This window comes from uncultured Methylobacterium sp. (assembly GCF_964251405.1).
Classification (GTDB): Bacteria; Pseudomonadota; Alphaproteobacteria; order Rhizobiales; family Beijerinckiaceae; genus Methylobacterium.
Genome location: NZ_CAXUJR010000035.1, coordinates 3805 through 19153, shown reverse-complemented (window position 1 = coordinate 19153; position 15349 = coordinate 3805). Strand labels below are relative to the sequence as shown.

The 15349-nt window shown below is 69.7% G+C and carries 12 protein-coding genes; 3 read left to right on the top strand and 9 right to left on the bottom strand.

The window, feature by feature from the left end; all coding sequences use genetic code 11:
* Positions 1 to 31 precede the first annotated feature (31 nt).
* The 3 genes from ACFE7U_RS08765 to rplQ all read left to right on the top strand — a co-directional run bounded on the left by ACFE7U_RS08765 (position 32) and on the right by rplQ (position 2638).
* Positions 32 to 910 carry an MBL fold metallo-hydrolase gene (locus tag ACFE7U_RS08765; RefSeq protein ID WP_375409363.1) on the top strand — a complete coding sequence of 293 codons (879 nt, stop codon included), beginning with the start codon at positions 32 to 34 and terminating at the stop codon, positions 908 to 910.
* 122 nt (positions 911 to 1032) lie between these two features.
* Positions 1033 to 2052, top strand: coding sequence for a DNA-directed RNA polymerase subunit alpha (locus ACFE7U_RS08760; protein WP_375409343.1), 1020 nt, complete (start codon positions 1033 to 1035; stop codon positions 2050 to 2052).
* Positions 2053 to 2227: 175 nt separating this feature from the next.
* Complete coding sequence (gene rplQ / locus ACFE7U_RS08755) at positions 2228 to 2638, top strand: 50S ribosomal protein L17 (RefSeq protein ID WP_375409342.1); 411 nt, start codon at positions 2228 to 2230, stop codon at positions 2636 to 2638.
* A gap of 79 nt (positions 2639 to 2717) precedes the next feature.
* Here rplQ and ACFE7U_RS08750 read toward each other — a convergent pair whose 3' ends face one another.
* The 9 genes from ACFE7U_RS08750 to ACFE7U_RS08710 all read right to left on the bottom strand — a co-directional run.
* Positions 2718 to 4592: a response regulator gene (locus tag ACFE7U_RS08750; protein ID WP_375409341.1), complete on the bottom strand. Its 1875-nt coding sequence runs from the start codon at positions 4590 to 4592 to the stop codon at positions 2718 to 2720.
* The gene (locus ACFE7U_RS08745) at positions 4589 to 6325 is read right to left on the bottom strand and encodes a response regulator (RefSeq protein WP_375409340.1); all 1737 of its coding nucleotides are present in this window, start codon (positions 6323 to 6325) and stop codon (positions 4589 to 4591) included. Before ACFE7U_RS08745 ends, ACFE7U_RS08750 begins: the two co-directional genes overlap by 4 nt.
* Positions 6322 to 7419, bottom strand: coding sequence for a chemotaxis-specific protein-glutamate methyltransferase CheB (gene cheB / locus ACFE7U_RS08740; protein WP_375409339.1), 1098 nt, complete (start codon positions 7417 to 7419; stop codon positions 6322 to 6324). Before cheB ends, ACFE7U_RS08745 begins: the two co-directional genes overlap by 4 nt.
* Positions 7416 to 9668 (bottom strand): response regulator, encoded by a 2253-nt coding sequence (locus ACFE7U_RS08735; RefSeq protein ID WP_375409338.1) that lies wholly within the window; start codon positions 9666 to 9668, stop codon positions 7416 to 7418. The genes cheB and ACFE7U_RS08735 overlap by 4 nt, the downstream gene beginning before the upstream one ends.
* A gap of 14 nt (positions 9669 to 9682) precedes the next feature.
* The gene (locus ACFE7U_RS08730) at positions 9683 to 11353 is read right to left on the bottom strand and encodes a methyl-accepting chemotaxis protein (RefSeq protein ID WP_375409337.1); all 1671 of its coding nucleotides are present in this window, start codon (positions 11351 to 11353) and stop codon (positions 9683 to 9685) included.
* 60 nt (positions 11354 to 11413) lie between these two features.
* Positions 11414 to 11971: a chemotaxis protein CheW gene (locus ACFE7U_RS08725; protein WP_375409336.1), complete on the bottom strand. Its 558-nt coding sequence runs from the start codon at positions 11969 to 11971 to the stop codon at positions 11414 to 11416.
* Positions 11968 to 13392 carry a CheR family methyltransferase gene (locus ACFE7U_RS08720; RefSeq protein WP_375409335.1) on the bottom strand — a complete coding sequence of 475 codons (1425 nt, stop codon included), beginning with the start codon at positions 13390 to 13392 and terminating at the stop codon, positions 11968 to 11970. Before ACFE7U_RS08720 ends, ACFE7U_RS08725 begins: the two co-directional genes overlap by 4 nt.
* Before the next feature lie 5 nt (positions 13393 to 13397).
* A complete protein-coding gene (locus tag ACFE7U_RS08715) occupies positions 13398 to 13874 on the bottom strand; it encodes a chemotaxis protein CheW (RefSeq protein WP_375409362.1) in 477 nt (158 codons plus the stop codon).
* Positions 13875 to 14105: 231 nt separating this feature from the next.
* Positions 14106 to 15349 (bottom strand): DUF4214 domain-containing protein (locus tag ACFE7U_RS08710; protein WP_375409334.1); only part of this gene is annotated, 1244 nt, incomplete at its 5' end.

Below are 15349 nucleotides of genomic sequence, written 5' to 3'. Positions count from 1 at the left end.
GATGACGTCCGAGACGAAGACGGAGGGATCTGTGGCGGAGGGTGCCTCGAAGCCGCTCGCTGGTGCGTTGCGTTGGACGCTCGGTGACCTCACGGTCACCGTGCTGAACGACGGCTACCTCCAGGGGTCGCTCGACCTTGTCACGGGCATCACCAAGGACGAAGCCGGCTCGCTGCAAGCGGCCGGTTTTCGTGCGAACGATCCTCGGATCACTCTGAACGCGTTCCTCATCACCGGTGCGGGCCGCAAGCCTCTGCTGATCGACACGGGAATGGGAAAGCTCGGCGGTGACACGCTCGGCCGGGTGCCTGGGGCATTGGCTGCCGCCGGCCTTCGTCCCGAGGAGATCGGCACGATCCTACTCACTCACCTGCATCCCGATCATGCCGGTGGGTTGATCGGTGCCGATGGTGAGGCGCTGTATCCGAATGCGGAACTCCTGCTTCACGCGGACGAAGCCAATTACTGGCTCGACGAGGGCGCCCTGTCGCGGGCACCGGACGGGGCAAAGCCGTATTTCGAGAACGCCCGGAAGGCGACGGCTCCCTATGTCGGCCGCCTTCGGACCATCACCGATGGTGAGGTCGCGCCCGATGTGACCGCCGTCGCGCTGCCGGGTCATACGCCGGGCCATACCGGCTACCGCATCGCATCCGGAGCCGAGACGCTCCTGATGTGGGCGGACATCATCCATTTGCCGGCCATCCAGTTCAAGCGTCCGGAGGCCGGCATGGTCTTCGACGTCGACGTGGATCAGGCGCGCGAGACGCGCCGTCGCGTCCTCGATCAGGCGGCATCGGAGCGCAGCTTCATCGCCGGGGGGCATCTGGAATTTCCGGCCCTGGGCTACGTCGCGCGCGACGGCCAGGGCTACAGCTTCGTCCCGGAACTCTGGGTCGCGGCGAACTAGGCGTCCGCTGACGCGGGCGACACGAGAATTCGAGGCCCTTTCGCGCCTATCTTCGCGGGGCAGGGCATCACACGCGGTCCAGCGTTTCACGGATCGCGACACGTAGTGCGAGAGGTAGGACCGTGGTCATTCAGAAGAACTGGCAAGAGCTCATCAAGCCGAACAAGCTCCAGGTCTCGACCGGGCACGACCCCAAGCGGGTCGCCACCGTCGTCGCCGAGCCGCTCGAGCGCGGTTTCGGCACGACCCTGGGCAACTCCCTGCGCCGGGTCCTGCTGTCCTCTCTCCAGGGCGCGGCCGTGACCTCGGTGCAGATCGACGGCGTGCTGCACGAATTCTCGTCGATCCCCGGCGTCCGCGAGGACGTGACCGACATCGTCCTCAACATCAAGACGATCGCGATCCGCTCGCAGACCGAGGCGCCCAAGCGCCTGACCCTGCGCAAGACCGGCCCCGGCCTCGTCACCGCCGGCGACATCGGGGCCGTCGGCGACATTCAGATCCTCAACCCCGACCTCGTGATCTGCACCCTCGACGACGGCGCCGAGATCCGGATGGAGTTCACGGTCGCGACCGGCAAGGGTTACGTCCCGGCCGAGCGCAATCGCCCCGAGGACGCGCCGATCGGCCTGATCCCGGTCGACGCGCTGTTCTCACCGGTCACCAAGGTGTCCTACCGCATCGAGACCACCCGCGAGGGCCAGGATCTCGATAAGGACAAGTTGACGATGACGATCGAGACCAACGGAGCGGTCACGCCCGAGGATGCACTGGCGTATGCCGCACGCATCATCCAGGACCAGCTCCAGGTATTCGTGAACTTCGAGGAGCCCCGCAAGGAGGAGGCGCAGCCGCTCGCGCCGCAGCTTCCCTTCAATCCGGCCCTCCTCAAGAAGGTCGACGAGCTCGAGCTGTCGGTTCGTTCGGCGAACTGCCTGAAGAACGACAACATCGTCTATATCGGCGACCTCATCCAGAAGTCCGAGGGCGAGATGCTGCGCACCCCGAACTTCGGCCGCAAGTCGCTCAACGAGATCAAGGAAGTGCTCGCCGCCATGGGCCTCCACCTCGGCATGGACATCCCCGGCTGGCCGCCGGAGAACATCGAGGACCTCGCCAAGCGGTTCGAAGAGCACTACTGACGCCAGTCCGTTCGGTCATTCCGGGGCTGCAAATCAGAGCCCGGAATGACAGAGGGGTTCGTCGCCCCGACGTCGAAAAACAATCCCGCCGCGGGGTCATGCGGAATCAGAAGCCCCGTATCGGGGCGCTTGGCCGTACCGTGGCACGGCGGCCATCAACCAAGGAAGAGCCATCATGCGTCATGGATTTCGCGGTCGTCGGTTCAACCGGACGACCGAGCACCGCAAGGCGATGTTCGCCAACATGTCCGCCGCGCTGATCAAGCACGAGCAGATCATCACCACGCTGCCGAAGGCCAAGGATCTGCGTCCGGTCATCGAGAAGCTGATCACGCTGGGCAAGACCGACAGCCTGCATGCGCGTCGCCTGGCCATGTCGCAGATCCGCGACGCGGACATGGTCCGCAAGCTGTTCGCCGTCATCGGCCCCCGCTACGGCACTCGTCCCGGCGGCTACTGCCGGATCATGAAGGCCGGCTTCCGCTACGGCGACAATGCTCCGCTCGCCGTCATCGAGTTCGTCGATCGCGACGTCGATGCCCGCGGCAAGGATTCGGGCCCGGCCCAGGTCGAAGAAGCCGCATGAGACCGGACAGTCACGAGAACGGATGATGAAGGGGTGGCCTCGATGGCCGCCCCTTTTTGCATTTCCGGCTCGGTCGATGTCAGGCGCGCGTTGTGGAGACGATAAGGTGCGCAACGGTCGCGGCGAGCTCGCTCGATTCGAACGGCTTTGCAAGGACCGGTATGCCGGCGGGAATCTCGACCGCCTCGGCGTGGCCGGTGAGGATCAGGACCGGAACGGTCAGGCCGTGCCGGCGGATGGCGTTTACCAGCTCGACCCCGGTCATCCCAGGCATGGCGAGATCGGCGACCACCAGATCGAAGTCCTGCAATGCCAGCAGGTCCAACGCCTCGCGGGCGTCGCCCGCCTCGGTCTCCCGATAACCGAAGCTGCTCAGGAAGGACGCGGTCACATGCCGGACGTCGGCGTCGTCGTCCACCACGAGGATACGGGCGGACCCCGCCGGGGCAACGGTCCTCAGGGCCGGCGCGTCGGCGATCTCCGCGGTCTCGTCGGTCCGCGGCAAGAGCAGTTCGACCCGCGTACCTTCGCCGACCGTACTGGCGATCCGCAAGCGCCCGCTCGATTGCTGGGCAAGGCCGAAGACCATGGCCAGGCCGAGCCCCGTGCCCTGGCCCAGGGACTTCGTGGTGAAGAACGGCTCGCAGACCCGCTCGAGGATTTCGGGGGGAATGCCAGTGCCCGAATCGCTCACAGCGACCACGGCGTAGTCGCCGTCGGGAAGCTCGCTATCGCCGGCGAGCGTTTCACGATGGGTGGAGATCACGATCCGCCCGCCCTCGGGCATCGCATCGCGGGCATTGATGCAGAGATTGAGGACTGCGAGTTCGAGCTGGTCCGGGTCGACGAGGGCGAGGGGCCTTCCCGGTTCGAGTTCCGTCGCGACCGTGACGAGGCCGCCGAGACTACCACCGATGAGTTCGCCCATTCCGTCGATGAGTTCGTTCAGGTCGACGGCCCGGGACCGCAGCTCGCGTGAGCGGCTGAAGCCGAGCAGGCGCTTGGTCAGGGCGGCGCCGCGATGGGCGGCCTGCGTGGCATTGCCGACGAGGCGCTGCACCCGCGGCTGATCGACGATCTTGGGTGCCACCAGCTCCAGGCTACCGAGGATCGCCGTCAGAAGATTGTTGAAGTCATGGGCGATTCCACCCGCAAGAGTTCCGAGTGCCTGCATCTTGTCGGACTGGCGCAGGCGGGCCTCGAGCAGACGCTGTTCGGTGACGTCCCGTTCGATCACCGCGAGGTGGGCGACGTGGCCTGTCGCGTCGCGGATCGGCACGCGCACGACATGGCTCCAGCGCTCGGCTCCCGCCATCTCCTCCGAGGTTACGACCTCGAACGACAGGCCCGCATCGATCGCCGCCAAGTCGGCGGTCTGGTTCGCCAGGGCCGCGTCCCGACCGCCAAGCTCCGCTTCCTTCCGGCCGAGGCAGGATGCCACGTCCTGCCCGAGCCGTGCCGCCTTGCGCGCATTGAGGCGTACGAAGCGGCCCTCGGCATCCTTGAAGGCGATGGCGTCCTCGGTGTGTTCGAGGAGCCCGAGCAGGAGTGCGCGCTCGGTGGCGAGGTCGCGGGCAAGCTGGTGGCGCTCGAAGGCATTCCGGACCGTGCTGCGCAGCAGGATCGGATCCCAGGGCTTGGTCACGTAGCCCGTGATGCCGCCGGAGTTCAGCGCGGCCACGACGGCGCTGATATCGGCGTAGCCGGTGAGCAGGATCGCCTGGGCGTCGTGGATCACCCTGGCTTGCGCCAGAAGCTGGTCGCCGGTCATGCCCGGCATCCGCTGGTCCGACACGATCACCGCGATCGCGGGATCGCCTTTGAGGATCGCCAGCGCCTCGGCCGGGTCGGTGGTCGTGCGGACCTTGTATTCTTCCTCGAACAGGTCCTCGAGGGCGACGAGGATGTCCGGCTCGTCATCGACGGCGAGGATGGTGCCTTTCAACTTGCTCATGCCGCCTGTCGCGGTATGCCGATCACGAAGCAGGCTCCACCTCCCGGCGCGGTTTCCACGCTGAGGGAGCCGCTATGCGCCTGGACGACGCTGTAGGCAATGGCAAGCCCGAGCCCGGTCCCGGAGCCGACGGGCTTCGTCGTGAAGAACGGTTCGAAGATCTTCTCGCGCAAGGGCTCGGGAATGCCCGGACCGGTGTCGCTGATGCGGATCAGGTCGACCTCGTCGGTGCCGCTCGTGACGATGGTGATGGTGCCGCTCTCCGGCATGGCATCGGCGGCGTTGCCGAGGATGTTCATGACGACCTGGTTCAGGAGGGCCGGGGTGCAGTGGATCTCGGGACGTCCTGCGAGATCGCGCACCACCCCGATGCGGGAACCGAGCTTGTGCTGGATCAGCGCCAGCACCGTATCGATGGCTTCGGGGACGTTGACGAGGGTGCGCTCGCCCTCGTCGAGGCGGGAGAACTTGCGCAGGTTGAGCACGAGATCCTGGATCCGGGTCAGGCCCATCCGCATCGCGGCGACGCGGTCGCGGGCCTTGGCGAAGGCGCGTTGCGCAGCCGTATCTCCCTCCGGCGGCGGCATTTCGCCGAGCAGCCGTTCCACCGTGCCCTGATGGGCCAGGATGAAGGCGAGCGGATTGTTGATCTCGTGGGCGATGCCCGCCACGAGCTCGCCGAGCGACGCCATCTTGGCGGCCTGAACGAGCTTGGCCTGGGCGTCGGTGAGCTTGCGGTTGGCCGTGGCCAGATCCTGGTTGGCTCGCTCGAGCGCACCGGCCAGAGCGGCTCGGGCCTCGGCCGCCTCGGCCTCGGCGCGGGCGCGTTCCAGGGCGCGTTCGCGCATCCCGAACTCGCCCGCGATGCGGCGATTGTCCTCTTCGAGGAGCTTGCGCCGGACGAGGCCGCGCACCCGCATCACCAGGATCTCGGCGTCGGCCTTCGAGACCACGTCGTCGGCCCCGGCCGCGAAGGCGTCCACCAGGAAGTCCTTCGCCGGGGCGCTGCCGGCGATCCCCACGAGCTGGAACGTCGGCGTGCCGGCCTCGCGGGTCTCGCGATCGGACGCACGGCGCCGGTCTATCGCGTGGCACAGGGCAAGGCCATCATAGGCGTGGCCGAGGAGATCGATCGTGATGCAGTCGAAGGCCGCGTCGGGCTCGTCGAGCGCCCTCAGCGCGGCTTCCGGTCCATCGACGGCGCGCACGGCGTGCCCCTCATGCGCGAGGAGGCCGGCGAGGAACGTCCGGTAGGTGGCACTGCCGTCGACCACGAGGACGCGACCGCGCCGGAAAGCGGAGATTCCCGGGCTCTCCCTGGCCGGCTCAGCCCCGCGCTCGCGCAGCAGGGCGCGGATGCGTAGGATCAGGATATCCCGGTCGGCGGATTTGGCGACGTAGGCGTCCGCGCCGCTATCGAGGCCCTGGCGCTCGCCGTCGCGGGCACCGGTGAGCATGAGCAGGGGCAGGGTCCGCGTGCGCAGGGACAGGCGCATCTGGCGGGTGAACTCGTCGCCGTTCATGCCCGGCAGGTGGTAATCGGCGACCACCAGGTCGGGCAGGCGGGTGTTCAGGTGGTCGAGGGCGGCCTCGGCCGTGGCGCAACGCTCCACCGAGAAGCCCTGCGCTTCGAGGAGGAGGCGCAGTTCGAGGGCCTGGGTCTCCGAATCCTCGACGAGAAGGATGCGGGCCGGCCGTACGGTGCTCGGGGATGGATTGAGAGTTCCGGTCATGCGGCCGGCTCGGGTTGCGCCAGACGGATCAGGTGGGCGCCGATGCGGTCGAGCGGCAGGATGCTGCGGGCGGCCGAGAGCCGGATCGCGGCGGCCGGCATGCCGAACACGATCGCCGTGCTCTCGTCCTCCGCCACCGTCGCCGCCCCGGTCCGGTACAGGTCGAGGAGACCGAGTGCGCCGTCCTCGCCCATGCCGGTGAGGAGCACGCCGATGCCGCGCGGTCCTGCGTGGCGCGCGAGCGAGCTGAACAGCATCGAGGCCGCAGGGCGTTGCCCACCCAGAGGCGGCGCATCCGACATCCGCAGGGCCATGCCGCGGTCGAGCGTGAGGTGGCGGTCGCCAGGCGCGACGTAGACGTGGCCGGGTTCGGCACGGGCGCCGTCGCGGGCAAGGGCGACCGGCAGGGCGACGACACCGTTCAACCAGGCGGCGAAGCCCTCCATGAAGGCCGGCCCCATATGCTGCACCACCAGGATGGGCAGCGGGAAGTCCAAGGGCAGGGCGCCGATCACCCGGGCGAGGGCCGGCGGCCCGCCGGTGGAGGCGGCGATCGCCACGACGAGGGGAGGCTCCTCGGCCTTGACGCGCGGCTCCGTCCCCGAGGGACCGCCGAGGGGCGCGCGCCTCGACCATTCCGCCCCGATCGCCCGGCGCCGGATCACCGGGACCTCGGCCATGATCCGGAGCTGCGTGCAGATCTCGGCCGATACCGTCTCGTAGCCGACATGGGTCGTCGCCACCGGTTTCTCGACGACCGAGAGCGCTCCGGCACGAAGCGCGTTCATGGAGATGCCGAGCGAGGAATCCTCGACCGAATCGGCGATGACCACGATGGGAGTCGGGTGGTCGGCCATGATGCGGCGGGTGGTCTCGAGCCCGTCGATGCCGGGCAGGCGGATGTCCATCGAGATGACGTCGGGCCGGGCGCCGGAGATCGCCGCGAGGGCAGCCTCGCCGGAGGAGACCGCCGCCACGACCTCCAGCCGCGGATCGCGGCCGACGATATGCGTCAGCAACTGACGCACGACGAGGGAATCCTCGACGATCATCACGCGGACCCGCTCCCGTGCCTCGGGAATCGTTGCGCTCACAGCAACTGCCCGACCGTGTCGAGGAGCTTGCCCTGGTCGAAGCTCTGCTTCGTCAGATAGGCGTCGGCGCCCAGGGCGAGGCCGCGGGCGACGTCGTCGGCAGCGCCGCGGGAGGTCATCAGGATGACCGGAAGGGTCGCGAAGGACGGTTCGGCGCGGAGGGCTTCGAGGAGCCCGAAGCCGTCGAGGCGGGGCATCTCGACATCGGCCACCACGAGGTCGACCCGCTCGATTCCGGCCCGGAGGCGGTCGAGGGCGTCCTGCCCGTCGACGCAGACGACAACACGGTATCCAGCCGCTTCCAAGATGCCCTTCTCCAAGGTGCGGGTGGTGATAGAATCGTCGACGACGAGGATCGTCGCAAGAGAGCGTCCAGCGAGACTCCCGGAACGTCGCGCCTGCGCAATCGTTCCTTCCGGTTGAGTACGTAGCGTCGACGCAGCCGGACGTATCTCCGCCGCCCGTGCTACGAGTTCCTCGGAATCGAGGACGAGGACTGGTCTGTCGCCATCGACGATGACCGTCCCGGCGATCAGAGGCAGGTCGCCGGCCACGGGCGGTGGGGACAGCAGGAGCAGGGTCCGCACATCGAACAGCCGATCCACCTCCAGGATGCAGCGCCGCCCCTCGCTTCGGACGAGGACGGCATGGAGGGGACGGGCCTCGACCGTCGCTTCGGGCGGCGATCCGCCGACGAGGTCGCGCAGGTGGACGACCGGCAGAGCCATCGTCTCCCGACCCTCCGCCTCGATCCGCAGGACGGGACGCCCCGCCACCCTCTCGATCATGCCGCGATCGAGGAACAGCAGACGCTCCACTGACCGGCTTGGCAGTGCGTAGGTGACGTCGCCGGCCTCGACGAGGAGCAGGGTGCGCCGCGCCGCCGAGAGCGGCAGGCTCATCACCAGGGCGGTCCCCCAGGGCGCGCGCGCCTGCAGCCGCACGGTCCCGTTGAGGCGGCGGACGGTGTCGGCCACCACCGACAGCCCGATGCCACGGCCCGACAGGGTGTCCACCGCCGCGCTCGTGGAGAAGCCCGGCTCGAACAGGACCGCGAGCAGCGCGTCCGGTTCGGCGGCCTCCTCCGAGAGTAGGCCGCGTCTGCGGGCCGCGGCGGCGATGGCGGGGAGGTTGGGTCCTGCGCCGTCGTCGGTGACGGTCACGACGAGCCGGCTACCCTTCACCACGACGTCGAGACCGACGCCCAGCACCGGAGGCTTCCCGGTACGCCTGCGCATCTCCGCCGGCTCCGCGCCGTGGCTGAGGGCGTTGCGCAGGGTATGCAGGACGGGGTCCTTGAGCGCCTGCAGCAGGGCCCGGTCCACCGGAACGTCGAGGCCGGTGGTCGTCACCTCGACCTCCGAGCCGGCCTCACGGGCCATGTCGCGCAGAACGCGGGCGAAGCCCCCGAACACCGCCTCGGCCGGGACCAGGGCCAGGCGCTCGGCCTCGTCGCGCACCCGGGCGGCGGCGGCATCCACTGCGGATGCGACGACGCTGCGTCGGCGGGAGAGGCCGGCGGCGTCCCGCGCCAGGGCGAGCAGGCCGCTTTCCAGGGCCGCGAGTTCGGCAAGCGCCGCATCGAGCCCGTTCGCGTGATCAGCGCCGGGATTCCGGGCCGAGCCGGCGGCCGTGCGGAAGCGTTCGGCGCGCTGGCCGAGATCGAGGGCGCCGCGCCGGAGCCGGACCAGACCCTCCGCCACCGCCCCGTCGCCGATCAGGGCCGTGCCGAGTTCGTGGGTCGCCCGCGTCAGGGCCTCGACCGCATCGGCCGGAACCCTCAACACGGTCGGACCGCTCTCGGCCGCCGGCTCGGAGAGAGGCGGATCGGGAAGGGGGGCCGCGCGTGCGGTGCCGGTCGCGGCCGGTCGAGGAACCGGCATCCCAAGGCAGCGGTCGAGGGCGGCGAGGGCATCCTCGGGCGGGGAGGGCGTCAATCCGTTCTGAAGATCGGCGACGCAGGCCTCGATCCGGTCTAGCGCCAAGTCGACGGCGGCCCCGGTGCTCCGGTCGAGGGCGGCCGAGCCCGCCATGATCCGCTCGAACAAGGTCTCGAGCCGATGGGCCACGGCCTCCACGGCCGGCAGGTCGACCGCGCGGGAAGCTCCCTTCAGGCTGTGGGCCCGGCGGAAGATGTCGTTCCAGTCCGGCGACCGCCCGTCGCCGCCGGAGAGCGCACCACGGATCACGTCCAGGTGCTCGCGGTACTCGATGGCGAAGGCTTCGAGGAGCTGCTGCCGGATATCCACAGCGGGCGGCCGGTTCAGTGCCGGTATCGGTCGGCCAGCGTCATCAGCGCCTGGGCGAGCTCGGTGAGGTTGGCCGACGCCGCCTCGACCTCGCGGGTGCCGGCGGCGGTCTGCTGGCTGGCCTGACGGATGTTCTGCAGGGCGCCCATCACCTGCTCGATGCCAAGCTGCTGCTGGTTCGTCGAGGCCACGATCTGCTGGAAGGTCTGCACGTTCTCCTCGACCCGCGCGGTGATCTCCTCGATCGTGCGCTGGGTGGTGTCGGACCGCGCCTTTCCGGCGGCGGCGCGCTTGACCGCCTCCTCGGTGAGCATCACCGACGTGTTGATGCCGCGCTGGATCTCCGAGAGGATCGTGCGGACCTGGGCGGTGGCGGACTTGGCCTGGTCGGCCAGCAGCTTCATCTCGGAGGCCACGATGGCGAAGCTGCGTCCGCTCTCGCCGGCAGCCGCCGCCTCGATGGCGGCGTTGAGGGCGAGGAGATGGGTGCGCTCCGAGATGTCGTTGACCGTCGTGATGATCTCGCCGATGGCCTGGGTCTTCTCGCTGAGCGACACGATGTTGCCCGCCGCTGCCTCGGCCTGCTCGCGGATCAGGTCCATGGCCTTGGCGGTGTCGGCCACCGCCCTGAGGCCGGCCCGAGAGGTTTGGGCCGTGGACTGGGCCGTGGCGATGACCTCGCTGGCACGCTTGCCGATCTGAGCACCCGAATGCGTGATCTCGTCCACCGTGGCGGCAGTCTCCTGCACGGCGGCGAACTGCTCCTCGACGCTCGCGGCCTGTTCCTGGGCCGAGGCGCGGATCTGGGCTGCCGCCGCGTTGAGGTCGGAGGTGGCCGCCCGGTTGGTGCGGGCGAGGTCGGCGAGCCCAGCCACCATGGTGTTGAAGGTGGCTGAGAGGCGGCCGAACTCGTCACCGCCGGTGCGGGCGAGGGTGCCGGTGAGATCGCCTTCGCCGACGCGCTCGGCGAAGGCCATCACGTCCTCGAGGGGCTTGACCACGCCGCGCCGGATCAAGGCGGTGACGACGAGGCTGAGCAGGATGCAGGCCGCCATGACGAGCGCGATGGAGAGGCGGCTGAGGTCGTAGATCTCCGTCGACCGGCGCTGGCCGGCCGCGATTCCCTCGTCGAGGAGGTTGCGCGTCCGTTCGACGTCGATCAGGAGGGCATCCTGCATCCGGTTGAGCGCGTCATTGCGCGCCTCGACGGCGTCAAGCTCCTTGGCGGCGACGGAGGCGAACTGCACCTCGGAGGCCGTCCGCATCTGGCGGAAATCGGCGGTGGCCAGAGCAGCGGCGGCACTCAGCCTCTTCCAGATCGCGGCACGCTCCGTGGACGGCGCGGTGGTGGAATATTCGTCCGTCGTCCGGACGAGGTCCTCCAGGATGGCCTCGGCCTGGACCGCGGTGCGGCGCCAGCTCTCGGCGATCTCCGCCTGCTCCGCGTCCGGCCGGTTGCGCATCAGCGTCGCGATCACGGCGTTGCGGCGCAGGATGCCGAGTTCACGGGACCTGTTGGCAAGGTCGTCGAGCTTGCGCGCCACCGTGAGGTCGCGGCTGATGATGACGTTGGTATTGTCGCGCACGGCTCCGATCTGGGCGAGGGCATAGACCCCGAGCGCCACCATCACGGCGATGACGGCCATGAAGCCGAGGAGGATGCGCCTTCCGATCGAGATCGCCACGCTCAGCCCAAGCTCCCCATGTCAGGTCCCGTCCCGGCCGGCCCGATTCCGGGCCTTGCCTCACGGCAGGTATCGCCTCAGCAGGTGCCGCGGATCGATGATCACGACGGCCCCGCCCTGCGGCCCGGCGGCTGCATAGACCGAAACCGCCTCGCTTCCCAAACGCGGCCGGTCCCGGGGCTCCCCCGGCGATGCAGGATCGGCGAGTGCCGCCACCGGGACGGGCACGATGCCCTCGACGCGATCGACGGCAAGCGCGACGGCCGCGCCGCCACCGCGTAGGACGACGAAGTGCCCCTGTGGCGGCGCGGCCGGATCCGGACCTCCCATGGCGGCGGCGAGGCCGATCACGCTGACGACCCGCCCCGACAGCGCCACGAGACCCAGCACCGCGTCCGGAGCGCCCGGCACCGGCGTGCAGGATCGGGCCGGGATGACCTGGGAAACCTCGCCGAGCGGGAGGCCATACCGATCCTCTCCGCACAGGCACAGCAGGACGGGCCGGGTCGCGACGCCGGCCCGGGTCCGGCCGCGTCTCGCCAGCGATGCCGAGCGCTCGTCGAGGAGAGCTCTGTGCCGTGCAGCCTCACCCGTTTCGATCTCTGAGGCCTCGGTCACGCTACGCTCTCCTCGAGGCCGTCGCGGGCCAGGGTGGCGCCCGCGACGAGCTGCCCTGCGCAGGTCCCGTCGCCCTCCGGCAGGCGGGCATCGGCCGGAAGGCGGCCGCCGATCCGGATGGCGTTGTCCAGGACGCGGGCCGCGGCGGCGCGGCGCCCCGCGGCGATCAGAAGGAGCCCAAGCTGGTAGTGGGCCATGACGAAGTCGCGGTCGAGGTAGAGCGCGCCGCGCAGGGCACGCTCGGCCTCATCCTCGCGGCCCAGGCTCCAGGCGAGCAATCCCTCGTAGTAGTGCAGAGCGGCTTCGGTCGGACTGTCGATAAGGGCCGTGCGCACGGCCCTCCAGGCCTCGGCGGTCTCGCCGGCATCGGCCAGGGTCCTGATCCGATCGAGGGCGGACGTTTCCGGCGGCGTCGCTTCGACGATGGCGGGAGCCTGCCGGGCCTTCGGCGCCACCCGCATCTCGGGCACGGGCAGTGGTATCCACGGCGCCGTCGCGGTCGCCGTCGCCGGGCCGCGCGGGACCGGGTCGGCGCCGCGCGGACGGTACGCGACCGTGCCGGGCAGGTTCAACGGATCCAAGAGATCGCAGAAGGCCGGATTCGGCTCGGCGTGACCGAGCAGCAGCCAGCCGTCCGGCTTCAGGCGGCGGCCGAAGCTGCGCACGAGACCATACACGGTCTCGGCATCGAAATAGATCAGCACGTTGCGGCACAGGATCAGGTCGAAATCGGAGAAGGCCTTCGCGCCGCCCTCGAGGAGGCCGAGCAGGTTCTGGGTCTCGAACCGCACCATCCTCCTGAACTGGGGACGCAGCGTGAAGCTGCCCTCGCGCGCCGCGCCCGGCGCAGGGGGGCCGGCGAGGAAGAGCCGCTGGCGCTCCTCCGGGGGCAGGGTCCTCAGGGCCCAGCGCCCGTATTCCCCCGAGCGCGCCGCCGCCAGCGCGATCGCGCTGATGTCGGTCCCGGTGATGCTGATGCGCCAGTTGCCCAAGTCCTCGGCCAGAAGGTCGTGAAGCAGGACCGCGATCGAGTAGGGTTCGGCGCCGGTGGAGCAGCCGGCACTCCAGATGCGCAGGGTCCGGCTCTGCGCCCGCGCCGCGATGAGGCCGGGCAGGATGGTCCCGCGCAAGGCCGCGAACTGCTCGGCGTAGCGGAAGAAGAAGGTTTCGCCGATGGTGATCTCGGCCTCGAGCGCCGTCCATTCCGGCGGACCGGACTCGGGGTCGGCGAGATGGGCGAGGTAGGCCCGCGCGTCGGCGATCCCGCAGGCCTTGAAGCGCCGGCACAACCGGTCGAACAGCAGATCGTCCTTGTCCGCGTAGTAGTGGTGGCCGGTCCGGGCGATCACCAGGGCCTTCAGGGGCGGATAGGCCGGGTCCGAATCCGGCCCTGGCCTCGGCTGGCGCGGGCTTGTCGCCATGGTCGTTACGCCACCGTCAAGTCGGCGAAGCGCGCGGCCTCGCGGGCGGTGAGTTCGGCCACACGACCGCGCTCCCGCGCCGTGAGGATGCGGGCCATCGCCAGGACGTGAATCAGCGCTCCGCCGTGCGCGATCCCCGCCAAGACGCAGCCATTGAGGGTCTCGTCTCCGTCCACCGGGCGGATCGCCTCGGGTGGCACCTGGACGAGGTCCTGGACGCGGTCGACGAGCAGGACGGCGCCGCGGTCGGCGGCCAGAAGGAGATGACGATAGGGGTCGGGCGCCGGCTCGGACTCTCGCAGTCCCAGGAGCCGGGCGAGGTCGAGAACCGGCAGGGAGACACCGCCGAGATCGACGAACCCCGCCAGCATCGAGCCCGCCGCGGGCGGCCGGTGCAGGTGCGGCAGCGGCAGGACCTCGCGGACCTCCGACTGGGCCAGGGCGCAGGGCGTGCCTGCCACATCGAGCAGAAGGTAGGCGATGGTCGAAGACAGGCGCAGGGTCCTTCGCTGCGGACGAAGCGCCGGGACAACGCTACGCGGCGACCATAGGACGGCGCGGCGCCGGCGGGCAAACGGGTTCCAGGATATGGCTGGATCTTCGTCGATCACCGTGACACGGCGGCAGTGTCCCGGGTCGAGATCGCAGCCGGATCTAGCCAACCGCCACTGACCCAAACCAAGCCGTCTTCCGGGCGCGACGGAATCCGGCCTTCAGACGAGATCCCATCCGGACTCGATCCGACCGACGAGGTGAACCTGGGCCTCATGGCTCTCGGACACGAGAACGGCCACGTCGGCACGCGACGTGCCGTGCTGCAGCGCGTCAACCCAGTATTTTTGACCGGCAGGGTCGACGGCCCGGCCGAGCGCATTCTCGTACAGCCCCGCCACGAACCGTCCGTCGTCCACGCCAGCGAACGTCGCCTGCGCCTCGGGTGCGGCCACGAATTGCTGAGCGAGGCTCGTCAGAGTGGTGCCGTGCTTGAGCGCGCTCGTGGCACCGGCCAGGCCAGCCGCGTCCGGGGCACGTCCGAGGATGCCATAGTAGAGCCGCGCCGCCTCGGCCGCGCTCGCGTCCGGCACGAACACGCCGGTGTCGAATGTGGCCTGAAGGTTGGACAGGTGCTCGGGTGACAAGGCGAAACTGAGCGCCACCTCCGCCCGCGTCGAGCCATGTGCCAGAGCATCCGTCCAACCTTGGAGCCCAGCCGGGTCCGAGTGCCGGTGCAGGGTCGCGGAGTAGAGCTGCTCGACGAAGGCGCTGTTCTCGAGGGCTCCGGCACGCGCCTGCCCCTCGGGCGAGGCCAGGAACCCCTGCGCGAGGTCCTTGAGGGCGAGCCCCTGGCCCAGGGCTTTCGTCCAACCCGCGAGGCCGAGCGGATCGGCCGCTCGGCCGAGGAGGGCGTCGTAGACGGCATAGACTTTGCCCCCCGCACTCGTCGCGTCGTAGGCGAAGCTTCCGAACTGCACCGCGTTCGCCGAAGCTGAACCCAGGAGGGTGAGGTCGAGATTGGCCGAGACCGTGCCGCCGCGGCCATCCGAGACCTGGAACGTGAAGATCTCATGGGCTTGCGGTCCCGCAGCGGACCCAGTCGCTGCGAGCGTGTAGGTGAAGCCGCCATCGGCCCGCATCGTCAGCGTACCGTACTGGCCGGCCACGACCCCGCCCGGGCTCACGGCACCCGGCCCCACCGCGCTGACGAGCAACGCATCGCCGTCCGGGTCGATCGCTCCGGCGAGGACGCCCTGGGCCGCATCGACCGAGAGGCTTGCCCCAGGCGCCTTGACGAGGCTCGCCGTCGCCCGGTTCACCACCGGCAGACGATCGAGAACGACGTCGAGGCTGCTGGTCGAGGTGAGGCCGTTGGCGGTAGCCGAATAGGTGAAATAGTCGACGAGGTGCGTCCCCGAAGGTGCCCCCAAGAGGGCGCCGGGCACGTAGGTGAAGGAGCCGT